At 65.5% G+C, this 22,199-nt stretch carries 20 protein-coding genes; 14 read left to right on the top strand and 6 right to left on the bottom strand.

Annotated features, from left to right (window positions below; all coding sequences use genetic code 11):
* Positions 1-3 precede the first annotated feature (3 nt).
* A complete protein-coding gene (locus tag BLU17_RS06160; protein WP_091995842.1) occupies positions 4-750 on the bottom strand; it encodes a GntR family transcriptional regulator in 747 nt (248 codons plus the stop codon).
* A gap of 180 nt (positions 751-930) precedes the next feature.
* On the opposite strand from BLU17_RS06160, the gene BLU17_RS06155 reads away from it, so the two are divergent.
* The 6 genes from BLU17_RS06155 to BLU17_RS06130 all read left to right on the top strand — a co-directional run bounded on the left by BLU17_RS06155 (position 931) and on the right by BLU17_RS06130 (position 8,994).
* Positions 931-2,151, top strand: coding sequence for a pyridoxal-phosphate-dependent aminotransferase family protein (locus tag BLU17_RS06155; RefSeq protein ID WP_091995839.1), 1,221 nt, complete (start codon positions 931-933; stop codon positions 2,149-2,151).
* Complete coding sequence (locus BLU17_RS06150; protein ID WP_245746742.1) at positions 2,148-2,948, top strand: 2-keto-4-pentenoate hydratase; 801 nt, start codon at positions 2,148-2,150, stop codon at positions 2,946-2,948. Before BLU17_RS06155 ends, BLU17_RS06150 begins: the two co-directional genes overlap by 4 nt.
* Before the next feature lie 543 nt (positions 2,949-3,491).
* Positions 3,492-4,835: an MFS transporter gene (locus BLU17_RS06145; RefSeq protein ID WP_091996056.1), complete on the top strand. Its 1,344-nt coding sequence runs from the start codon at positions 3,492-3,494 to the stop codon at positions 4,833-4,835.
* Positions 4,836-5,061: 226 nt separating this feature from the next.
* On the top strand, positions 5,062-6,675 hold the full coding sequence (locus BLU17_RS06140) for a methyl-accepting chemotaxis protein (protein WP_091995837.1): 1,614 nt from the start codon (positions 5,062-5,064) through the stop codon (positions 6,673-6,675).
* A gap of 285 nt (positions 6,676-6,960) precedes the next feature.
* Positions 6,961-7,977 carry an O-fucosyltransferase family protein gene (locus BLU17_RS06135; protein ID WP_245746741.1) on the top strand — a complete coding sequence of 339 codons (1,017 nt, stop codon included), beginning with the start codon at positions 6,961-6,963 and terminating at the stop codon, positions 7,975-7,977.
* A 399-nt stretch (positions 7,978-8,376) separates the two neighbouring features.
* Positions 8,377-8,994 carry a thioredoxin fold domain-containing protein gene (locus tag BLU17_RS06130; protein ID WP_091995835.1) on the top strand — a complete coding sequence of 206 codons (618 nt, stop codon included), beginning with the start codon at positions 8,377-8,379 and terminating at the stop codon, positions 8,992-8,994.
* Between the two features lie 32 nt (positions 8,995-9,026).
* Here BLU17_RS06130 and BLU17_RS06125 read toward each other — a convergent pair whose 3' ends face one another.
* Positions 9,027-9,746 carry an alpha/beta fold hydrolase gene (locus tag BLU17_RS06125; protein ID WP_281247803.1) on the bottom strand — a complete coding sequence of 240 codons (720 nt, stop codon included), beginning with the start codon at positions 9,744-9,746 and terminating at the stop codon, positions 9,027-9,029.
* 483 nt (positions 9,747-10,229) lie between these two features.
* Between BLU17_RS06125 and BLU17_RS06120 the strand changes: the two genes are divergently transcribed.
* Positions 10,230-11,252: a hypothetical protein gene (locus tag BLU17_RS06120; protein WP_091995832.1), complete on the top strand. Its 1,023-nt coding sequence runs from the start codon at positions 10,230-10,232 to the stop codon at positions 11,250-11,252.
* Between the two features lie 398 nt (positions 11,253-11,650).
* On the opposite strand, the gene BLU17_RS06115 is transcribed toward BLU17_RS06120, so the two are convergent.
* Positions 11,651-13,495 carry an ABC transporter ATP-binding protein/permease gene (locus tag BLU17_RS06115; protein WP_091995830.1) on the bottom strand — a complete coding sequence of 615 codons (1,845 nt, stop codon included), beginning with the start codon at positions 13,493-13,495 and terminating at the stop codon, positions 11,651-11,653.
* Positions 13,492-14,385 (bottom strand): extracellular solute-binding protein, encoded by an 894-nt coding sequence (locus BLU17_RS06110; protein WP_091995828.1) that lies wholly within the window; start codon positions 14,383-14,385, stop codon positions 13,492-13,494. Before BLU17_RS06110 ends, BLU17_RS06115 begins: the two co-directional genes overlap by 4 nt.
* Positions 14,386-14,555: 170 nt before the next feature.
* On the opposite strand from BLU17_RS06110, the gene BLU17_RS06105 reads away from it, so the two are divergent.
* The 3 genes from BLU17_RS06105 (at position 14,556) to BLU17_RS06095 (ending at position 16,081) form a co-directional block, all read left to right on the top strand.
* A complete protein-coding gene (locus BLU17_RS06105) occupies positions 14,556-14,984 on the top strand; it encodes a TOBE domain-containing protein (RefSeq protein WP_091995826.1) in 429 nt (142 codons plus the stop codon).
* Positions 14,985-15,014: 30 nt separating this feature from the next.
* On the top strand, positions 15,015-15,617 hold the full coding sequence (locus BLU17_RS06100; RefSeq protein ID WP_091995824.1) for a nitrogen fixation protein NifQ: 603 nt from the start codon (positions 15,015-15,017) through the stop codon (positions 15,615-15,617).
* 140 nt (positions 15,618-15,757) lie between these two features.
* The gene (locus BLU17_RS06095; RefSeq protein WP_091996055.1) at positions 15,758-16,081 is read left to right on the top strand and encodes a winged helix-turn-helix domain-containing protein; all 324 of its coding nucleotides are present in this window, start codon (positions 15,758-15,760) and stop codon (positions 16,079-16,081) included.
* A 25-nt stretch (positions 16,082-16,106) separates the two neighbouring features.
* Here BLU17_RS06095 and BLU17_RS06090 read toward each other — a convergent pair whose 3' ends face one another.
* Complete coding sequence (locus BLU17_RS06090; RefSeq protein ID WP_091995822.1) at positions 16,107-17,438, bottom strand: DUF2325 domain-containing protein; 1,332 nt, start codon at positions 17,436-17,438, stop codon at positions 16,107-16,109.
* A 209-nt stretch (positions 17,439-17,647) separates the two neighbouring features.
* Positions 17,648-18,214: a hypothetical protein gene (locus BLU17_RS06085; protein WP_091995819.1), complete on the bottom strand. Its 567-nt coding sequence runs from the start codon at positions 18,212-18,214 to the stop codon at positions 17,648-17,650.
* Between the two features lie 198 nt (positions 18,215-18,412).
* Here BLU17_RS06085 and BLU17_RS06080 point away from each other — a divergent pair, with 198 nt between their 5' ends.
* The 4 genes from BLU17_RS06080 to BLU17_RS33030 all read left to right on the top strand — a co-directional run bounded on the left by BLU17_RS06080 (position 18,413) and on the right by BLU17_RS33030 (position 21,884).
* Entirely contained in the window at positions 18,413-19,687 is a 1,275-nt protein-coding gene (locus tag BLU17_RS06080) for an MFS transporter (RefSeq protein WP_091995817.1), read from the top strand.
* Positions 19,688-19,864: 177 nt separating this feature from the next.
* Positions 19,865-20,317 carry a zinc-finger-containing protein gene (locus BLU17_RS06075; RefSeq protein WP_091995815.1) on the top strand — a complete coding sequence of 151 codons (453 nt, stop codon included), beginning with the start codon at positions 19,865-19,867 and terminating at the stop codon, positions 20,315-20,317.
* A 127-nt stretch (positions 20,318-20,444) separates the two neighbouring features.
* Entirely contained in the window at positions 20,445-20,918 is a 474-nt protein-coding gene (locus BLU17_RS06070) for a hypothetical protein (protein WP_245746740.1), read from the top strand.
* An 804-nt stretch (positions 20,919-21,722) separates the two neighbouring features.
* A complete protein-coding gene (locus BLU17_RS33030; protein ID WP_176928942.1) occupies positions 21,723-21,884 on the top strand; it encodes a hypothetical protein in 162 nt (53 codons plus the stop codon).
* Positions 21,885-22,199 lie beyond the last annotated feature (315 nt).

The raw sequence follows: 22,199 nt of genomic DNA, 5'->3' as shown, positions 1-22,199 counted from the left end.
CCTCTACGTTCCTTTGCGCCCCACGGCCACATCGGCCAACGAATCTGCATCAACGGTCATTAGCGTGCGCTCAGCGAGCACCGCAGCGCGCTTTGCCAGCAGATGCGAGCGCATGATCGCCGATAGCCGTCGCCCGTCGCGCGCTTCGAGCGCATGGATCATCGCGTCATGGTCGCGGATCGCGCTGTCCCACTTCGCGGTCTGGAAGTTAGACCGGAATCGCAGCGCCTGCAGCCGCCGGTTCAGTGTCACATAGGTCTGCCGCAGCGCCGCGTTGCGTGCGGCCATGTTGATAAGGTCGTGGATCGTCCGATTGCGCGCGTAGTAGCCGGACAGGTCGTTCTGCTCGCGACAAGCGAGCATCTCCGCGTGCAACGCCTTGATGTCCGCGATCTCGGCCTCGGTGATTCGCTCGCACGCGAGTTCGCCCGCGAACGCTTCGAGGCCGCTCATCAACTCGAACATGTCGTCGATTTCGGCCTTGTCCAGTTGCGCGACGCTGGCGCCGCGATTCGGCGAGATATCGATCAGCCCTTCCGCCGCGAGCACCTTCAGCGCCTCGCGCAGCGGAGTACGCGAGATGCCGAGCATCTCGCACAGCTTGCGCTCGTTCAGCTTCACGCCCGGCGCGAGCAGCCCTTCGACGATGAAATTGCGCAGATGATCGACCACCGTCTCGTGCAGATGCTGTCGCTCGACCTTCGGCAACGCAGGCGCGAGTTGCGCCTCGGGAACATCGGCATTTTGCATCGGGGACCTCGATCATTCTGTTTGCGGCAATGGTAGCGCATCACAATTGTCACACACCCTTAAGGGTTTACCCCTATCTCTCCCGACGATTCTCCGCTTTTCATCTGATCAATCGTGCATTAAAGTATTTTGCATTCAAAATGCCATTCAGCTCAATTCAGCCAAAATCGGGAGCGCTTCATGCTGAAACTGGACTTTCATCCGGCGGGCCGTCATTTCCTGCAGATTCCGGGGCCGAGCCCGGTCCCCGACCGCATCTTGCGGGCCATGAGCTACCCAACCATCGACCATCGCGGTCCCGAATTCGGCGCGCTCGGTCTGACGGTGCTGGATGGCATCAAAAAGATCTTCAAGACCGCGCAGCCCGTGGTGATCTATCCGGCGTCGGGCACCGGCGCGTGGGAAGCGGCCCTCACGAACACGCTGAGCCCCGGCGATACCGTGCTGATGTACGAAACCGGCCACTTCGCGACGTTGTGGAAGAAGCTCGCTGAAAACCTCGGGCTGAAGCCGGAGTTTCTCGGCCTGCCCGGCACGGAGGGGTGGCGCCGCGGTGTGCAGCCGGACCTGATCGAAGCGCGTCTGCGCGCCGACAGCGGGCACGCGATCAAGGCCGTGTGCGTCGTGCACAACGAGACGTCCACCGGCGTCACGTCCGACATCGCCGCAGTGCGCCGCGCGATCGATGCCGCCGGGCATCCCGCGCTGCTGCTCGTCGATACGATCTCGGGCCTCGCGTCGGCTGACTACCGGCACGACGAGTGGGGCGTCGACGTCACCGTATCCGGCTCGCAGAAGGGCCTGATGCTGCCGCCCGGCATCAGCTTCAACGCGGTGTCGCAGAAGGCGCTGGACGCGAGCCGCCAGGCGAAGCTGCCACGCGCGTTCTGGGGCTGGGCCGAGATCATCGAGGCGAACCATCTGGGCTACTGGCCCTACACGCCGAACACGAACCTGCTGTACGGACTCGCGGAAGCGCTCGACATGATTCTCGGCGAGGGGCTCGACCGTGTGTTCGCGCGTCACCAGCGGCTCGCGGGAGCCTGCCGGGCGGCGGTGAACGCCTGGGGCCTCGAAATCCAGTGCGTCGATCCGGCGGTCTACTCGCCGGTGCTCACGGGCGTGGTGATGCCCGAAGGCGTCGATGCCGACGCCGTGCGCAAGACGATCTACGAACACTTCGACCTGTCGCTCGGCACCGGCCTCGGCAAGGTGAAGGGGCGCATGTTCCGCATCGGCCACCTCGGCGACTGCAACGATCTCACGCTGCTCGCCGCGCTCGGCGGCTGCGAGATGGGGCTGAAGCTCTCCGGCATCGCGCTGCGCGGCAGCGGCGTGACGGCCGCGATGGACTACCTGACGAGCCACGTCGCAAAACCCGCGCTGAAGGTGGCCGCATGAGCGCCGCATCCGCAGACTACGGCACGCCGATGGCGGAAAAGGCCGAGGCGCTTGCCGCGCAGTTCGTCGCCGCGCGCACCGCGGATGGCACCGCGAGCGCGCTCGATACGATCGCGCCGGCACTGCGCCCCTCGACCGAGGACGAGGCCTACGACGTGCAGCAGGCAACGGTGCGCGCGCTCGGCGGCAAGATCGGCGGCTGGAAGGTGGGCGCGAAGTCGCCCGATGGTCCGATCCAGGGCGCGCCGCTGCCGTCCGCCGGCGTGTTCCGCCAACCGGTGACGCTGCGGCGTGCATCGTTCGCGAAGGTGGGCCTCGAGCTGGAAGTCGCGTTCACGTTCGGCCGCCGCTTCGAACCGCACAGCGGGCCGTACGACGACGCCACCGTGGTCGCGGCCATCGCGTCCGTGCACGCGGCGATCGAGGTGGTGTCGAGCCGCTTCCGGGCATGGCCCGACGTCGACAAGCTGTGGCAACTGGCCGATTTGCAGAATCATGGCGCGCTCGTCGTCGGCGAAGGGGTGGCCTATGACGCCGCCTGGCCGTTCGTCGCGCCCGCGATGCGCTTCGCGTTCGACGGCGCGAGCGCGTTCGACGGTACGCCCGCGAACCCGGCCGGCGACCCTCGCCGGCTGCTCGCGTGGGTGGTCAATCACGCGGTGTCGCGCGGCGTCGCGATCGAGCCGGGCACCGTGCTGACCACGGGTTCCTATACGGGGTTGTTCTTCGCGTCGTCCGCGGGTGTCGCGCGCGGCGAGATCCCTGGCCTGCCGCCCATCGAGGTCACGCTCGTCTGAGCGTGCCCCCGGAGAAAGCGACACAGGTACGAGCCAGCGCAGTCGAACGCTCAACGACGCACTCGCAAACGACCGGGCACTGACCTGATGCGACGGCTGCGCAATTCCATCGCGCCGTCGCACCGGATGGCCCGCTCATCCCCCTTCGCTTTTTCCGGATTTCGCTGGTTCATCAGCCAGCGCGCAACGGCCGGTCCGCTGCTATTGCAGGCAATACGCACGCGATAGCAACGCCACTCCGAAGCGTACGTTCGACGCTCGCCAATTAATTCGGATTCCTACCATACTCACTTCATATTTCGTCGCGCAAACGTTAAAGAAGCGCTAAACACTGCCGTTAAAAATGGGAACGGACCACGCAACGAATCTCACGCAAGACTGCAGTGCCAACATGAACCGATTCGGGCTACTCAGCATTCTCGCGTCGCGATATTCCGGCCGACCAGCCAAAGCGCGTGTTCCGCGGCATGCCGTCTTTCGAAGTACACGTTGCCGGGCGTACGGGAAACATCGTCGCGTCCGTGCATCCTCTTCCTGGAGATGATGATGTTCAGTCGAGCCACCACGCGCGTGTTGCTGTTGCTGTGCGTGATGTATCTGATCACCTACGTTGATCGCGTCAACGTCAGCACGGCGGCCGGCGCGTTTGGCGCCGAGCTGAAACTGTCGCATACGCAGGTGGGTTTCGTGTTCTCCGCATTCGCGTATCCGTATCTCGTCTTCCAGATCATCGGCGGCTGGGTCGGCGACCGCTTCGGTCCGCGTCGCACGCTGACGGCCTGCGCGGTGATCTGGGCCGGTGCAACGGTGCTTACCGGTCTTGCGGGCGGCTTCGTGTCGCTGATCGTCGCGCGGCTGCTGCTCGGGCTTGGCGAAGGCGCAACGTTCCCGACCGCAACGCGCGCGATGTCGAACTGGACGCCCGCGAACCGTCGCGGCCTCGCGCAGGGCATCACGCACGCGGCATCGAGAGTCGGCAACGCGGTTGCGCCGCCGCTCATCGTGTGGCTGATGCTCACGTTCGGCTGGCGCGGTGCGTTCATTGCAACCGGCATCGCGAGCTTCCTGTGGGCGATTGTCTGGGTCCTGTATTTCCGGGACGATCCACGGGACCATCCGAAGATCACCGGCAGCGAATGTGCCACCCTCGAAATCTACAGCGGCGCCAAAGAGCGCACCCCGGTGCCGTGGCGGCGGCTGATTGCGCGGATGTCGCCGGTGACTGCCGTGTACTTCTGCTACGGGTGGGTGTTGTGGCTGTTCCTCAGCTGGATTCCGCAATACTTTCTGCACAACTATCACATGCAGCTCAGCAAGTCGGCGCTGTTCGCATCGGGCGTGTTCTTCGCCGGCGTGCTCGGCGACTGGCTCGGGGGTCTGTTGACCGACCGCATTCTGCGGCGCAGCGGTAATCTGCGGCTCGCGCGCAACGTCATGGTCGGCGTGTGCATGTTGCTCACGCTGTTGTCGCTCATGCCGATCCTGCTCATGCAGAACGTGACGGTGACGCTCGCCGCACTGTGCCTGAGCGCGGGCTTCTTCTTCAACGAGATGACGATCGGCCCGATGTGGGCGGTGCCGATGGACATTGCGCCGAGACATGCGGGCACCGCGAGCGGGCTGATGAACACTGGTTCCGCGGGAGCCGCGATCGTGAGTCCGGTGGTCGGCGGCTGGCTGATCGACATGACCGGCAACTGGAATCTGCCCTTCATGGTGTCGATGGCCGTCATGGCCGCCGGCATGCTGCTGACGTTCGTGATGCGTCCGGATCGCGGACTCGACGGCACGGCGCCTGGCCTCGGCGGCACACCGCAGCGATCGGCGCCTGGCGTGACGGACGATGGCGTTTCGCAGCCGTCTGCGGTTCGCGAAGGAATCGAATGACCAGCGCACTTCGTGCAGGCATCGGGCGGGACGACGCGATCGCGGGCATCGCGATGAGGCGTCCCGCGCAACCGAATGTCGCCCGGCGCCTGGCATGGCGATGCGGGCGTCCCCCACCGGCCCCGGACGGCTGGCAGCACTCCATTTCCTTTAGGTCCTTCCGCACCGCGCCGCAAACCAGAAGGCGCGTTGCGCATGTCCGGCTCACCCTGCTTGATCGTTAGTCATGGCAAAAAATCTGTCGATTCGAACCTGTCTTACCCTGATGGTCGTTGTCTTCGCGATAACCCTGATAACGGGTGCCGCCGTCGGGCTGCTTTCGCTGCGTGAGAGCAACGAAGCGCTCAGGCAAACCTACACCGTCGACACCCCCGCCGTTGCGAACCTGGAGAGCAGTACGGGCCAGTTGCTCCGGTTGCGTCTTGCGCTTGCCACCTATGCGTCGCTCGACGACCTGCATGATGCGGACGGCGCGCAAGGCGTGCTTAGGCGTTCTGATCAATATATGAAGATCTCGGACGACAAGCTCGCCGCATTTCTCGCGACACTCGACGGCGACAAAGGCGATCTGGTGCGCGACATGCAGGCGAAGCGCGACGTGTTCCTGCACGACGGCGTCGCGCCTGCGCTGGCGGCCCTGAAGAGCGACAACCGGGACGCGTTCCTCAAATTGCAGGCGTACCAGTTGCCGAAGCTGTACGGCGCATACGAGAAGGCCATGATCGCCGTGGAGAAAGTGCAACTCGATCGCGGCGCGCAGCGCTACGACGACGCCCAGAAGCGCTTCTCCTTCGTGACGACCGCGGTGGCGATCGGCCTCGTGTTCACCTTGCTCGTCGCGTTGATGATGCGCCTGTGGCTCGTGCGCGCGATCGTGCATCCGGCCGACGCCGCCGTCGAGCACTTCGAGCGTATCGCCGCCGGCGACCTCGGTGCGCACATCGTCGCGGACAGCTCGAACGAGATGGGCCGCCTGATGCGCGCGCTCTCGAAGATGCAGGCGTCGCTGATCGCCACCGTGCGCGACGTGCGCGGCGGCGTCGATACGATCAACACGGGCGTGTCCGAGATCGCCGCCGGCAACTCGGACCTCTCGCAACGCACCGAGCAGCAGGCGGCCTCGCTCGAAGAAACCGTCGCGAGCATCGAGGAACTGACGACCACGCTATCGCAGACCGCCGACAACGCGAAGGTCGCGAGTTCGCTCGCGGCGAATGCCTCGTCGCTCGCAAGCCAGGGGGGCGAACTGACCGACGAGGTGAGCAGCGCGATGGACGGCATCGTCGGCGATTCGCGTCGCATCGGCGAGATCGTCGGGATGATCGAGGGCATCGCATTCCAGACCAACATCCTTGCACTGAACGCCGCCGTGGAGTCGGCGCGCGCGGGCGAACACGGCCGCGGTTTCGCGGTGGTTGCCGGGGAGGTTCGCTCGCTCTCGCAGCGCAGCGCGGCGGCTGCACGCGAGATCAAGGACGTCATACAGGATTCGGGAGCGCGAGTTGGGAACGGCGCCGAAATCGTGAAACGATCGGGCGATGCCATGAAGCAGATCGTCGAATCGATTACGCGCGTGAGTGCGATCATGCACGATATCGAAATGGCCTCGTCCGAGCAGCGTGTCGGCATCGAGCAGATCAATCTCGCGATCTCGCAGATGGATCAGGTTACGCAGCAGAATGCGGCGCTCGTCGAGCAGGCTGCTGCCGCGGCCGTGTCGTTGAACGAGCAGGCGCAGCGGTTGAGTTCGGCGGTCGAAGTATTCCGCCTCGATGGCGCAGACCTGGCGGCCCGCCCGGTGGCTGCGCCGGAGCAGACGGCGGCAGTTCAGGCTACCTGAAGCCCATTTGAAAATTAGCCCCGGATGTGGTTTGAATAGGGATGTGTGTAAAAGAGAACATCGGATTCGTACGGTGCCCCACATAACCTTATTTTTTTCCGATCGAGAACGCATGCCGATGTCGGCTAGGATGAAGAAAGTTTCGACAAATTTCTCCATTTATTCTTAATAAGTTTGACTAATTAACTGATGCAGGCGGTAATGAAATTTTTGCGCGCGACAACTGAATCCTTAGACTAATGCTGGCCTGCCATCGCATATTGCCGGCGACAGGAGGGACTTCTCATGTTTGGAGATTTCATCGAGTTCGCAAGACAGGTCCGGCGCAGCGAAGGCTTCAAGAATGCGCTTAATACACCATCCCGCCTTTCCGTGCATGCTGTGCAGCGCCTCAACCGTGGCTACTTCGTCATAGAGATCCGCGCAGGTTCAGGCTTTTTCTCCGTGATGCAAATCGTCTTGTGCATCTTGCTGTACTGCGATGAGAAGCATCTCACGCCGGTCGTTTCCGCGCGCGGCGGCAGTTATGGTGACGCGCAGGGCAAGATCGACTGGCTTGCCGAATGCTTTGAAAACCTCGCGCCAGCGCCGGTAGCCGCGAGCCTGCGTTTGCGAACGTCCGTCGTGAGCGATCTGGGTGATCTGGGTTTTCGCCGGTACGAATCGGGGCTTGAACTCGATCGGGCGAGTACGTTGTTCCTGTCGAACTACCAGCCAACCGCATCGATCCGCGAGGAGGTCGACGGCATCCGTCAACGACTTGGTATCGGCGCAACGACACTGGGCGTCCATTTTCGCGGCACCGACAAGAGGTTCGAGGCCCATACGATCGAACGGGATACGTTTTGCCGTACGGTTGAGAGGACGCTCCGCGACGAACCCCGTCTCACCAACATCTTCGTTTCCAGCGACGAGCAGGCTTTCCTTGATTTCTTCGTGAACTGGGGCTTCGCCGTGCCGGTCAACGTCGCGCCCGCCACACTGCTCGCGACGGGAGAAAAACCTGTGCACTTCAGCGGACATCCGGGACTCGCAATCGGCCGCGAAGCACTGGTCGCTAGCCTGCTTCTCGCAAATTGCGGGTATCTGATCAAGACGCCTTCATATCTCTCGGCCTGGTCGAAGATTTTCAATCCATCGCTGCCGGTGAAACTTGTCGCGCCGCCACGCGAAAATGCCTTCTGGTTTCCCGATAGCCAGATTTGGACGGAGCAGATGAAGCGCGGCGGCGACCTGGCCACGCATGAGATCGAATTCGATGGTTCCGAATTGCCTTTTCCGGGCAACAGGACGGCGGCGTGAGAGCGTCACACACACCCGAAATCGATTGTCGGGATACCTAATCGGGATGAGCCCGCCGCTGTTGCGGGATCATGCAGCTTCAACTGTTACCGAGCCGATGGTAGAAGAGGCCAGGCCAAAGCGCGGCTTTGTTCTGTATAAATCCGCCATAGCGCCCGCGGGCGCTTTTCCGGAAAAGGACGAAAACATGCTCCTGCAGTACCGGGACCGCGCCCTTCCTGTGAAGCGCGGGTCCGCAAGCGCTCATGCTTCCCGCAAACCCTCACCTTTCACCGCTAAACCTGACCGCTTTGCCATATTGGCGTCAGTGGCGCGCCACTGCGTGACCCTAAGATACGGGGCTTCGCGTTAGCGGGCGTGCGCGCGGCGTTGCGCGCCACACCAAGTCAGAGGAAGAGTATGAAGACGCTCACATGCATGCTGATCGCCGCAGGCGCGCTGGCTATGGCAGCCACGTCCGCCATGGCCGCCGATAGCCCGGAAGCGACCTGGTTGCCGGCAACTGCCGCCGCCAGCTTCCAGAATGCGACCGCCATCGTCGAAGGTGCGAACGGCGCGAACGTGAAGTCGACGCTTTATGTCTTTATGGACCCAAACTGCATTTACTGTCACCTGGTGTGGAAAGCGCTGCAACCGTATGAAGCGGCGGGTTTGCAGGTGCACTGGATTCCTATGGGCTTTCTGAAGCCCGATTCGGCGGGTAAGGCTGCCGCCTTGCTGGAGGCGAAAGATGGCGCCGCGTTGCTCAAGCAACTCGAAACGCATTACTCGGAGAAGGACGAGTCGGGTGGCATCGTGCCGCTGGCGCACGTCACGGCTGCCGACCAGAGCACGCTCGACAACAACATCAAGCTGTTTCAGGACCTCGGCTTCGAAGGCACGCCTACGCTCATCTATCAGGGCTCCGGCGGGCGCTGGGCCGATGTGGGCGGCTTGCCGAAGCTGAGCCAGCTGCCGGGCATGCTGAACCTGCCGGCGCAACCTGTCACCGACCCCGAACTGCAACGCTATCGGTGAACACTTGCAGCGGTGAGGTGTCCGCAGCGTCGTCAGTTCACCGATACAAACATAGGTGAGGACTTCCAGGAGTCGCTCTCGCATGCGCTGCTCTCGCGCACCGTACCGCCAATTGCGGAACGCAGCCAGTCGTAAGTCGTGGACGGTGCCGTGACGGGCAGCATGTGGCCGCCGTCCACCACCTTGAGCGTGGCCCGAGGCGAGCGGTGGCACAGTGCGTCGCCGTGGCGGCGCCAGTCGAGGACAGTGTCCTGTCGTCCGAAGAGCACGTTCGCGGGAATGGTTAGCAATGCGTAGCGTTGTTCCATCTGTGCGAGATCGCTGGCGTCTTCGATCGCCACGAGATCCGCCGATGCGTTATAGAAGGCGCCGGGCCGCAGGCTCAGGAGCGCGCCGCCGCGCGTGCGGAAATCGTGCGGCACGGCTTCGGGCGCGAATACCCGCTTGAGGGCGGTTGAACTCGTGGCGAGGCCGATTGGCGTAGCGAACGTGTGCGCCACGAAGCGTCGTACGGTAGCCGATCGCAGCAGGAGCGCGCGGAAGGCCGTGGGCACCTCCGCCTGGACATGGGTGAGCGGCGCGATCAGCGCGAGCCGCGAAACGGTGTGCGGATGGTCGAGCGCCACGGCCAGCGCGATTGCTCCGCCCAACGAATGCCCCACGAGCACGGGCGCTTCGAGCCCCCGCGCTTCGATGAAGCGCGCAACCGTCTGCGCCTGCGCGCGAATTGAAAGCGGGGGAAAGCTGGTCAGGCAGACTCCATCTGCGGAAGACGATAATTTGGATTGCGTATCAATTTCGAGTGATGAAGCTCATCCTCGAGCCGTGAATGGCGCGAGCGTTTTATGGTGAGGATGTTCGGGATCGACCTTGCGCAGCAAGGCCCGAAGGTGAGTGCTTACGGGAAGGGTGACGGCGAATCGCCGCCTGGGCGCGATACGATTCAGCCACGCCAGGAAGGCACACGTCGTAAAACAAAAGGTGAGCGTTTGCGGGACCGTCGTCTCACTGCCGGTGGGTGACGCGCGATTTTTCGGCGCACCATAGCGCATTTCCGGCACCCGCGTCCTGCGCATGCAGCCCATGTCACGTCGTATAAAGGTGAGTGTTTTCGGGGGCATGCACATGGCGTACGGCATTGCTGCGCCGCGGCGGCCTCCGTGAGGACACGTCGCGATTCGCGGTATAGTCGTTTGCGGTTCGCCACGTTCCGGCGGGCTGCAACGGAGTTTTTCATGAGTATCCTCGACTGGATTCGGCCGCGCGCCCGCGAGAATCAGGCGTCGGAATCGCCACAAATCTCCACGCTGATCGAGCGGTTGCTCGTGCTCAGCCCCACACTCAAGCTCGTGCCCGAATGGCGCGGGCGGCTTGCGCCAGCGCTCGGGCATTCGGTCGCGTACGTGCGCGACGTGGTGGACCGCATGCCTTCCGCGCGCGAGGCGAGCGCTGCCACCTGGCTGAGCGACCCGTACATCCACGCGTTCTTTGCCGCGCCCGACGAAGTCGGGCATGTGTTGAGCCGCTCGCTCGAACTGCATGCCTGGTTCGATGACCATCCGCTCGCGCGTGAGACTTATGGGGTGCTCGGCATGGCGGTGAACGAGCGGCGTGCCTTCGGTGTCGAGCAGCATGGCGACGAGGTCCATACGGACGTCATGCAGACCACGCTGAGCTTCGACGACCACCAGGTGCGCGTGTGCGGCGAAACCGAAGGTGATTTGCGCGAGCAGATCGTGCAGCGCGTGGTCGAGCAGATCGCGCTGGCCGGACTCGAGCAGATCGGCGCCGACGAATCGCGCCGCGACGCGCTCGAACAGGAGCGCGCACTCCTCAGAACGCGTCTGCAACTGCTTACGCGTCACGGCGCGGGTACGCAGCGCATGCTGGGCGAGCAGGCAATGCAAAACGCCGCCGAAGTGGCGAAGGTCGAGGCGCAGATCGCGGAGAACGAGCGAGATATCGCCGAACTCGGCCTCAAGAGCGAAGCGCTGGAGCATGAGCTTGCCGTGATCTGCGACGTGCTCGCGAGTCCCGCGCAATACGCGAACGTCGAAATGCGCGAAATCTGTTTGAGCCCGATGAATGTCGTGCTCGAAAGCGGCGGCCCATGCGACAGTGCATCGATCGTCTTTCCGCTCGCGCGCTTGCCGGCAAGTCCGCAGGGTTTGCGCGCCTTCTCGCTGGTGCGCTTTGCGCGCGCCGATCTCCAGCCGCTGCCGCGCGTGCTCGTCGAAGACAGCCGCTTTATGATTTGAGTGCGGCCGCGTGGCCAAAGGTGAGAAAATTCGGGAGGCGGGAACGCGCATCGTAGCGGTTCGTCGAGGCACCGTCCGGCAATCACCGTCGACGCCGTCTTTTCCCGATGCTTCGTGCTCCGGAAGTCGCGGAAAGCAGGAATTCGGCGCGCAAGAATTTCCTGGCAGTCCTAGGTTAAGGGATGCGAATATTGCCTTGTGCCAGGTGTTAGCAATCAAAACTTTGCGCGTACGGGCGTGATGCGCTCAAAGGTGAGCGTTTTCGGGATCTATGCGCGACGGTGCGAAAGCGCGCTTCGAAGCGCTAACCGCTTACGCGAAAAGCCCCTCAAAACGGAGCTTTTTCATACACAGACATGACGCAGGGGCGGGCGCCCCGGCGCGAAAGGTGAGAGTTTTCAGGAGCCGTGCGCGGGCCACGCGAGCACGCCGTTCGGATCGATCGCGAAGCGCAGGTCTCCTGCAGGCGTTGACGGCGCGTCTTCGGCTGCAATGTCGAACGTTTCTCCAGCGATCTCGACCGCGACGTAGCGGTCGCCGTGACGCAGCGACATGCCGGCGATGCGCCCCTGCCACGCGCCGTCCCGCGTCGCGACGAGCGCGCGCGGCGACACCCGCCACATGACGCGCGAGCCGACCTTGAACGACGCGTCGGCGCACGGCAGGCGCAGTCCGTTCGGCGTTTCGATCGTGCCGCCGGCATTCACAATGCCTTCGCCCACGTTGTGCAGCCCGAGCAGGTCGGCCACACGCAGCGTGGCGGGCCGCCGGAACACCTCGGCCACGGCGCCGGCCTGAAGCATGCGCCCCTGTTCGATTACGAGCACTTCGTCGGCGAGCAGGGCCGCTTCGTCGGGATCGTGCGTGACGATCACCGTCACCGCGCCGATCTCGCGTTGCAGCGAGCGCAGCGACTGCTGCAAACGGCGGCGGCGCGGCGTGTCGAGCGCGGCGAACGGCTCGTCGAACAGCAGCAGTTGCGTGTGGCGCGTGAGCGCGCGCGCGAGCGCGACGCGCTGGCGCTGACCGAACGAGAGCTGCTGCGGCAGGCGCTCGGTGAGCGTGTCGAGGCCGAGGTGCGTCAGCCAATAGCGCGCGCTGGCGGCGTCGGCATCGACGGGAAACGCGAGTTGCTGCGCCACCGTCATGTGCGGAAAGAGCCCATAGTCTTGCGGCATGTAGCCGATCTGGCGGCGCTCGGGCGGCAGTGCGCCGAGATCGGTCGCGCCGAGCGTGACCGAACCCGCATCGTTGGGCTCGAGCCCGGCGATGATGCGCAGCGCGAGCGATTTGCCCGAGCCCGACGGCCCGATGATCGCGAGCCGCCGCGTTTGTGGCCGCCACGCGACGTCGAGCGTGAACGTGCCGAGACGCCGCTGCGCCGCGAAGGCGAGGTGCAGGCCGCCGTTCTCCGCAGCCGTCGCGGCCGGCGTGAAACCGGTGAGTTCGTCGGCGTTGTCGTGGTTCACTGCGACCGTCGAGCGCGCGCTGCGGCTGTACACCGAAAGCACCGCGCAGACGATCGCGATGGCGAGCGTGGGCAGCAGGAGCGGCATCATCGCGGGCAGGCCCTGGCCGCCGAACACCACATAGGTATAGACGGGCAGCGAATACGGGTGATACGCGACCATCACGGTCGCGCCGAACTCGCCGAACGCGCGCAGCCAGGCGAGCGCGAGCCCCGCGCGGATGGCGGGCCAGGCAATGGGCAGCGTGACGCGAAAGAAGCGGCTCGCGGCGCGATGGCCGAGCGTGGCGGCAACGTCGTCGTAAACGGGGTCGACGGCGCTGAAGGCGGAGCGCGACGCGACGATCAGGAACGGCGCGGCCACGAAGGTTTCCGCGAGCACGATGCCTGTGAAGGAGTCGGTCAGCGAGCCGCCAAAGAGCTGGCCGATGCCGCTATAAGGCCCGATCAGGAAGAGCAGCAGTACGCCACTCGTGAGCGGCGGCAGCGCGAGCGGCAACTGCACGACGAAGCCGAGCAGCGCGACGCCGCGCGCGTGCGAACGCGCGAGCCAGTAACCGAGCGGCACGCCGCCCACCAGGATGACGAGCGAGGCCACGCTCGCGCTCGCCACCGAAACCCCGACCGCCGACCAGGTGGCGTGCCAGTCGACGCTGGCCCAGTCCGCCTGGCCGATCTGCGGGACGCTCGCGACGAACGGCGCGCACAGATAGACCGCGAGCAGCGCGCCGAGCCACCAGAGCGGCCTTGAGGCACGCTGCGCGGGTTGCGTCATTGCTGCGCTGCGTCGATCACGGCCTGCACCGACGGCGGGATCGCCTGGGTCTGGCCGTTGACGGCGGGCTTCGTCACGTCCACGCCGTGCTCGGCGAGCAGCTTGCGGCCCTCGGCCGAGAGCAGGAAGTTCACGAAGCGTACGGCGCCGGCGCTGTTGGGCGCATCGTTGAGAATCGTGAGCGTGTAGTTCGCCTTGATCTTCAGTTCGGGCGCGGGATGGATCGACGGAATTTTCAGGTCCGAAGTCTCGGTCGAATAGAAGAAGCCCGCGTCTAGCTGGCCCGACTGCAGGCGGCCGACGAGCGTTTCCTCGGGCAGCACCTGTTCGGGATTCTCCGGCGCGCCAAGCGTTTTTTCGACGAGGTCAGGCTGGTTGTACGCCTGCGCGGCCTTCGTCATGAGCTCGACGGTGAAGGCGCCCTTGGGGTCGAGCTTCGGATCGGTGCGGCCAAGGCGGATGCCCGGCTCCTGCAGCACCTGATCCCATTTTTTCGTCTTGAAGTCGCCGGCGAAGCGGCTCTTCGGGTTGTAGCCGATCAGGAGCGGCGATTCGGCGAAATCGACGTACCACGAGACGTGGTTGCCGTTGGCCTCGCCCATGAGGCTCGTGTTGACTTTCGGGCTCGCGCTGATGAACACGTCGCCGCGGCGCAGCTTGCCCTTTACTTCATTGGCGATCTTGTTGGAGCCCGCCGCATAGCCCTTGAAGTGCAGGCCCGTTTCCTTTTCGAACGCGGGGCCCACGCTCTTTTCCATGAGGTTCACGAGCGAGCCCGCGTAGAGCACGTTGACATCGGATTCGTCGGCGAAGGCGCTGGCGCTTGCGCCCATCGCGCCGATCACACCGGTCATTACGACGACTGAGGCAGCCAGTTTGCGGATAAACATGTTCGACACCCCGTACCGTTATAAAGGCTCATATATTACGATGGACTGGTGTATCCATGTACTTATCCGGATGGCCAATTCGTGCATGGATGGCCAGCGCGTCACACCGACACGGCTAAACTGGGAGTCCTGTTCCACCCTGCACATTTTTCTCGATCGAGGAGACTTTCATGCGTACGAGCGCCCGTAACCATTTCTCCGGCCAGATCAGCGCAGTCAAGGCTGGCGCCGTCAACGACGAAGTCACGCTGCGGGCCGACGGCGGCCTCGAGATCGTCGCGATCATCACGCACGGCAGCGTCGCGTCGATGGGGCTTGCCGCCGGCAAGCCGGCCTTCGCGCTCGTGAAGGCGTCGTCGGTGATCCTCATGGTCGACGGCGACGCGAGCAAGGTGTCCACGCGCAATGCCCTCGCGGGCACGATCTCGTCGGTCACGAAGGGCGCGGTCAACGCCGACGTCGTGCTCACGGTGCCGGGCGGCGCGCAGGTCGCGGCCATCGTGACCAACGACAGCGTCGATCGCCTCGGCCTCGCGGCGGGCAAGCAGGCTGTGGCGCTTTTCAAGGCGTCGAGCGTGATTATTGGCGTGGATGGCTGAACGGCTGCTGGCGTCACTCGCGATCGCGCCATGAGTCAGGACACCGCCTCGCAGCCGGAATCCGGCGATCTCGAGCGGCTTGCCGCCGTGCGCTGCGATGCGCTGACAGGTGTGCCCTCGGCGCCTCGTACGCCCGATGCCTGGCTCTTCGCGCGGCTCGTCGCGGCGCGCGAGGTACGCGGCGAACTGGCGTTGCTCGGTTTGTCGCGCTCGCAGCTGGAGGCACTGGGCGCGCGGCACTTCGTGGGCGCGCCGAGCGAGGGCGCGCAGCACGCGCTCTTCGTCGCGAATGCGGAACATGCCGCGTTCGCCGCTGCAATGCACGGCTTCCTCGTTTCCCTGGCCGCGCCGCAGGCCGATCCCGGCGACGTGCGTTGTCTCGCCGCGATCATCGCTCGCGCGTGCCTGCGCCCCGATCATTTATGGCGCGACCTTGGCCTGCGCGGACGCGACGACGTCACGCGCATGCTGGAGCGTTTCTTCCCCGAGGTCGTGGCGCGCAACGCCGAAGGCCTGCGCTGGAAGAAACTGCTCGCGCGCGAACTCGCGCAGGCGACAGGCGCCGCGCCCGGTCCCGCACCCGGCTGCCCTGGCTGCGAGGACTTCGGTTTCTGCTTTCCCGCCGGGCGCTAGCCGTTCGGCCAGGGTGCGGCGCGCAGCACGCATCGTGTATGCTTGCGCGCATGACCAGACCTCCCGACGATCGGCCACGAGTCGATGCTCCCGTGCCCACGCAAGCGCAAAAGCGGGCCCAGCCCGAGGTGCGTTTTCGCATGCGTATCATCCAGGATGGCACGATCGCGCTCGGACCTGGCAAAGTGTCGCTGCTCGAAGCCGTTCGCGAGCATGGCTCGATCTCGGCGGCGGCACGCAGCATGAACATGTCGTACCGGCGCGCGTGGCTGCTGATGGACGAACTGAACCGTGCGCTGGAGTCGCCGGCCACGGTGTCCGAGCACGGCGGGCAGAGCGGCGGCGGCAGCATGCTCACGCCGGTCGGTGAAGAAATCGTTCGCCTCTACCGCAGCATCGAGGCACGCGCCGCAACGGTGTGCGCGCCCGAGATCGAGGCGCTCGTCAAGCTCGTGAAGGTTTAGCGCCGTGACGCAGAGCGGGTGTCGGTCAGCCGTTTCGTAGACAAAAACGCGAAACCGGCACGGCCGCGAGCGTGGGCGCCGCAGGTGCGTGCAGGCGCACCATCAGTTCCACGAAGCTTGCAAGACTGGCCGTGCGTAGCGGGTGATACGTCACCCGCTGCCGCTCGCATACGCGCTTGAGCGTGTTCATCGAATCGTGATCGATGCAGTCCACGGGGAACACCGCGAGATCCGCGCCTGCCAGCGCCACTGCGAGCAGGCCCTTGCGATCCTCCACGCCGCCGTCGTGTACGGTCAGTTCTCCCCCAGCCGATTCCACCCAGCGCCTGAGTGCGTGATTCGAGCCCGGTCGGCCGCCCACGTAGACGATGCGGCGGCCTTTGAGCGCGTCCGCAGGGAGCGCGCGCTGGGTCGGCGCATCGTCTACGTGGACTTGCGCCGCTTGTTCCATCGCGTGCACTTCGGCGCGCAGGGCGTCGATCAGCGCGTGGGCCTCGTCGAGCTGCGCGCGTAGCGTCTGGAGCGTGGCGGCGTCGGCATTGGCGCGCTGCTCGGCGGCTTCGCGGCGGCTCGTCTGCAGCGCGAGCCGCGCGTCGCGTGCCGCGAGCGCTTCCTGCAACGCCTCGACTCGTGCGTGAAGCGCCGTGGCTTCGCCTGGCACCCGCTGCGCCGCGGACTGCGCGGTCTGTGTCTCGAGCGCGTCGCGGGCCGCGTCGCGCTCCCGGCTCATCTCGTGCAAGCGGGCCTGCTGGCGCTCGACCTTGGCCTGCAAGCCGGCGTTTTCCGCCTCCAGCGCCACGAGGCGCCGCAGGTCCGCGCGATTGGCCGCGCCAACGAGGTGCGAGAGCATGTGCAGCTCGCCGAATGCGGCCTGACGCACCTCCATTGTCGTGGCCGGATGAGTCATCAGCGCCCAGTAAGCGGGTGGGATCTCGCCGTTCGCGAGCGCTTCATTCCAGAGCGCGAGCACGGCTTGCGTGTCGCGTGCGCCGGAGAAACGGCGGACCGCCCCTGCATAACGCGTGTCGAGGGCCTTTTGCAATGCCTTGCCGCCCGCGCCGCCTTCGATCGCCAGTTCCACTGCGGCGTGATGGATGTGGAGGTCGCTCGCGCGCTGGGCGTCGAGCGTAGTGTATTTCGGGACCAGCTTGCGCAACTCGTGCGTGCTCAGGCAAGTGCCGATGATGGAGCAGTGCAGATGCGCATCGAGTTCCGACAGCCGCGTGCGCTGCCGCGCACGGGCGAGCTCGGCTTGCGAGGGACCGCAGCAGTCGGCGCTCGCGAAGGCGCGCTGCGGGGATTCTTGCGGGGATGCGTTGCCCGGCGTGCGGGCGAGGCGGAACGGCGGTGCGTGCATGGTGACCTCTGATCCGGTGCGGAACGCGGGCTCTGCATGGGCCGAAGTCAGCGCTGAAGCGCCGGCTCCGGTCGGCAGACGTCGATGCGCATGGCGCGGCCTGTCGCTGGCGCGGTGACTCGATATGCGACTCAAGGCGGTGGCCGCGCGCCGACATCGAAATATACCATGGAATATAACGAAAGCCGGAACTCAGCCGGCAGCGCGGTTCAGGCGGCGGGTTCGCGCTCGAGCGTGGCGGCGACAACGGTGACCGCGCCAATGGGGCGCGCATCGGTCGATTTTCGCGAGCGTGCGGCCATCGCATGCGCATGCTGTTCGAGCACGTGCTCGACGCCAAGCCCGACGAAAGTGGCGTCGAGCCGTTCCAGCTCGGCGACGGTCCGGCGCAGCGCTTCGGTATCGAGACTGAACGCGTCGCTGAAGAGTGCGTCGCGCGTTTTGTCGAGCCGGCGTGCATCGCGAACCGCGCGCTTGAGTTCGCGCAGCCGGTCGAAGCGGGTAACGTCGACATGTCGTGAGAGCGCGGCGAGCAGCGGCTGCAGCGACGCGCCGACCGGCGCTGCTGCTGCGCCGCCGCCGCTTCCGTTCGCGAGCATGCGGTTGAAACGCTCGATGCTGTTGCGTAGCCGCCGGAACGCGTCGATCACGTCGCGGATCAGCTCCGCGCGCTCGTGTCCCGACGCGGGACGCAGCGTGGTGAGCGTGGCCGCGAAGCCGTCCACGCCGTTTCGCGCCGATGCGCCAGTGGCCTGCGACGTCGATGTTGTGCTCACGAGGGGCCGGCTGCTTGCCAATCTCAGCCTCCGTCTATTGGATGTCTCATTCGATGTATTCTATAAGATATAACGGGTCGGAGACGCGGCGCGTCCGTCGCGCAGCGCGCCGCAGTCGTGTGACGCTGCGCCGCATGAACTAGAATTGCCGCTTTTACGCCCTATCGCGCACCCGCCTTTCGCGCTCGCCCGCTGTTCATGACCACATCTTCCCCGGCCCCGGAAGCGGCGTCCGAAGACCCGCCCAGTCTTTCGCGCAATCGCGGCTTCCAGCGTTTCTATGGCGCGCGCGTGCTGTCTTCGCTTGCGTTCCAGATGCTCGCCGTCGCAATGGGCTGGCACATCTATGCGCTCACGCATAGCGCTTTCGCGCTCGGTCTCGTCGGCCTTGCGCAGTTCCTGCCGATGTTTTGCCTCACGCTCGTGGTTGGTCACGTGGCGGATCGTTACGACCGCAGGCGCATCGCTTCCGCCTGCCAGTTCGTCGAAGGCGCCGCGGCGCTGACCTTCGCCGCCGGCACGCTCGGCGGCTGGCTGGGCGCGCCGCTCATCTATGCGCTCGCTGCCTGCGTGGGCGCGGCGCGCGCGTTCGAGTCGCCGGCCATTTCGTCCTTGCTGCCGGGCGTCGTGCCGCGTGCGCAGTTGCCGAACGCCACCGCCTGGGCGACCTCGGCGAACCAGACTGCGAACATCGTCGGCCCTGCGCTGGGCGGCCTGCTCTACGGCATCGGCGCAACGCCAGCCTACGTCACCTGCGCGCTTGCGTTCGCGGCGGCGGGCGTGCTCTCGGGCACGATCCCCATGCGCGCGAAACCGCCAGCGCGCGCGCCCGTCACACTCGAATCCGTGTTCTCGGGCATCGCGTTCATCCGCTCGCAGCCCGTGATTCTCGGCGCGCTGTCGCTCGATCTTTTTGCCGTGCTGTTCGGCGGCGCCACGGCGTTGTTGCCCGTGTTCGCCCGCGACATCCTCCACGCGGGTCCCGTCGCGCTCGGGCTCTTGCGTTCCGCCTCGGCCGCAGGCGCGCTGGCGGGCTCGATCTGGCTCGCGCACTTTCCGCTGCGGCGACGGCCGGGCCTTGCGATGTTCGGCGGGGTGATCGTATTCGGCTGCGCGACGATCGCGTTCGGGCTCTCGCACAACATCGTCGTGTCGCTCATTGCGCTGGCCGTGCTCGGCGCCTCGGACGTGGTGAGCGTGGTCGTGCGCACCTCGCTCGTGCAGCTGCGCACGCCCGACGAGACGCTCGGCCGCGTGAGCGCGGTCAATTCGCTCTTCATCGGCACGTCGAATCAGCTTGGCGAGTTCGAGTCGGGCCTGACCGCCGGCTGGTGGGGCGCGCAGCGCGCCGTGCTGGTGGGCGGCGTGGCGACGATCTGTGTCGCGCTGCTATGGATGCGGCTTTTCCCCGCGCTGCGAGACACGCGCTCGCTCGAGCGCGAAGAGGCGCGCGCCACCGCGAGCGCCAGTTAGCTGCGCGCGGATCGTGCGACAAAAACGCATGCCGACGGCGGGGCCGCGTCCTCCGATGCTGTCCGCCGGGTTTTGCCGTTATCCTTTCCGACACGCGGCGGCTCGCCACGGATCACCGTTTTTCTCACCTGCTCATCCCGTCATGCATCAGTCGACCATTGCCCCGAGGAGCGCGGCATGCGCGTAGGCCGCCCGGTCAAGGCGCTACCGCAGCCGTTGTGCGACTACTGCGGCGCGAAAGCCGTGCTCGCGCGCTTTGCCGACGAGGCTTACCCGTATCGCGACGATCATGGCCCGCTCTGGATCTGCGCGCCTTGCGAAGCGTGGATCGGCGTGCCTGCGCGCAGCACGCGCAACGTGCCGCTCGGCCGGCTCGCCAATGCCGCCTTGCGCGACGCCAAGAGCCGCCTGCACGACGCGCTCGAACCGCTGGTCGCCGCGAAAATGCGGCGCGACAAGGTCAACGCCTTCGAGGCGCGCGGCAAGGCAATACGCTGGCTGGCGGGCGAACTGGGCTTCGACCTGCCCAACCCGTCGATCCACCTCCTCTCGCTCGAACAGTGCGAGCAGGCCATCCGTCACATCGAGGCATTCGTGGCCGCGCGTCGCGGCGAGGGCGAAGCGCGCTGACGCCGCTCTCCGACGGCCGCACGGGCGATGCGGCCCGCATCGATGTCACCGATCGTTACACCTGAATTGAGAAACGACGCTCAATCTTCGGCGCGGCGTGCCGTTATTGCACGGAACAGAATCTTACGTGCCCGATTCCATGGTCAGGACGATCCCCTTTCCGCACCGCTCGCCAGCCGGCCGCGCCCGTCGCAGCAAGTCGATGTTGCTGCCGATTCCGCATGCCGTCGCCAACGAGCTCGCGCTGCAAGTGCATCTCGCGCTAGCCGCGCTTCGGCGGGGCGGCACCGGCGACGACGCGCGCGCCGTGCTTCATGCTCATGTGCTCGCGCAATCGATTGCAGAGGCGGGGTATGGCGCGCTCGAACCGGAGCAGGTGCGCGTAGCGGATGTGGCGCTGATCGACTGCTTCGAGCGCGGCAACACGGGCGGCGGCTGGCAACTCGACGAAGCCGGCTTCGAGGCGCTCGCCGGACTCGTGACTGTGTACGACCGTCAGTTGCAAAGCGCGCCGCTGTGGGCGCTCACGGAGGCGAGCGAGCGGCTCGAGCGCATGGGCGCAGGTGAAACCAGTCAGCAGGCGTTGCGCAAGAGCGCATGAGGCGGGCCGCGCCGGGTATGCGGATTGCGTTGCGCCCTACCTGTTGGCAGCCGTCGCCGCAAATCGGCCGGGGCGGCGCGCCGTACGGAGAAGCAGTGAACGGTTCCTCTTTGAGAGACGGTTTGCCGATGCTGTCCGTCGAGCCGCAAACGGGGCCGCCAGCCGGCGTTGTGGCGGCATTGGCACGAGATTTGACGCCGGGTGCGAATCGTGTTGACTTCGGACAGGTGGCGCGCCTAAAATTCGCCCGTCTTAACAAAAGGGGCTGACGCCTTGGACAGTAGCAGTAGTCGATCTTCGAACAGTTTCGCTGCCTGACCGGCAGGACGTCCGCGCTCCCTTTCTTTCAGCCGCCGTCTTGCCAGCCAGGCAGATGGTGCGCGTCCAGCAGTAAATCCTCGTGCACTCTTGAATAGCGTCGACCGACGCCGCAGCGCCTTGAGCTTTTCAAGCGCCGCGGATGGCCGACATCGCGCCGTAAGTTCGCCGTCAATCGATGCGCGCTTGCGGCACGGTCCGTTCGTTTCGCCATGACGGCGAGGCGTGCGGATCGACACATGCGCCGCCTGCGGCCGCTTCGCGTTCGAGCCGCGTGCCCGATCGAGGCCGCCAGGCAGCCGCCGTGACGATAAGGAGTTCCGATGTCTGACAGTGACAGTTACCCGTTATGCCGCTTCCTTTCGAATTGCACTGAGGAAAGCAGGCAGACGTGAGCCGCTGTGCGCCGAACTGGCGCTGAACGCGCGCTGCCGGGTCTGCTGGCTTTCCTCCCCAACGCGTCTTCGCGACGCCAGGAGAACCAGTATGAACTTCGGCCTTCTTTTGCCGCACCTGCCGCAATCGCAGCACTTCCTCCATCCCGATGTGCTCGGCGCGCGTGAGCGCGCCCCCGTCCCGCCGCCCTGCCGGAAATCTCGACTCGCCGCGCGCTGGCGAGACCTGCGAGCGCGCGTGTTTCGGGTCTGATCAAGTCTCGATGCAACGATCCCCGCGCGTACGTCCAGCCGACCCGGCGGGCCGTATGCGCCGCGCGAGGGCCTCGCGCAATCACTAATCGCCGGTGTTTCGATATGAACCAGTTCAACCACACATTGCGAACGTCCCGCCGCGCAGCGCGCGCCTGCGCCGGCCTGGCCGCGCGCGCCCATGCCTGTGTCCACGCTTGTGTCCGCTAACGGAGGCCGCTAATGGAGTTCAGCTTCAACCTGAACCGCACGGCCAACGCCTCGGCGTGGCGCGTGTTGCCCAATCGCTGGGACTTCGTGGCGTTCCCGCTCATCA

It is taken from the genome of Paraburkholderia lycopersici, from assembly GCF_900096975.1.
In the GTDB taxonomy this organism is placed as follows: Bacteria; Pseudomonadota; Gammaproteobacteria; order Burkholderiales; family Burkholderiaceae; genus Paraburkholderia; species Paraburkholderia lycopersici.
Note: the sequence above shows the minus strand (reverse complement) of the source record. Positions and strands in the feature narration are given on the sequence as shown.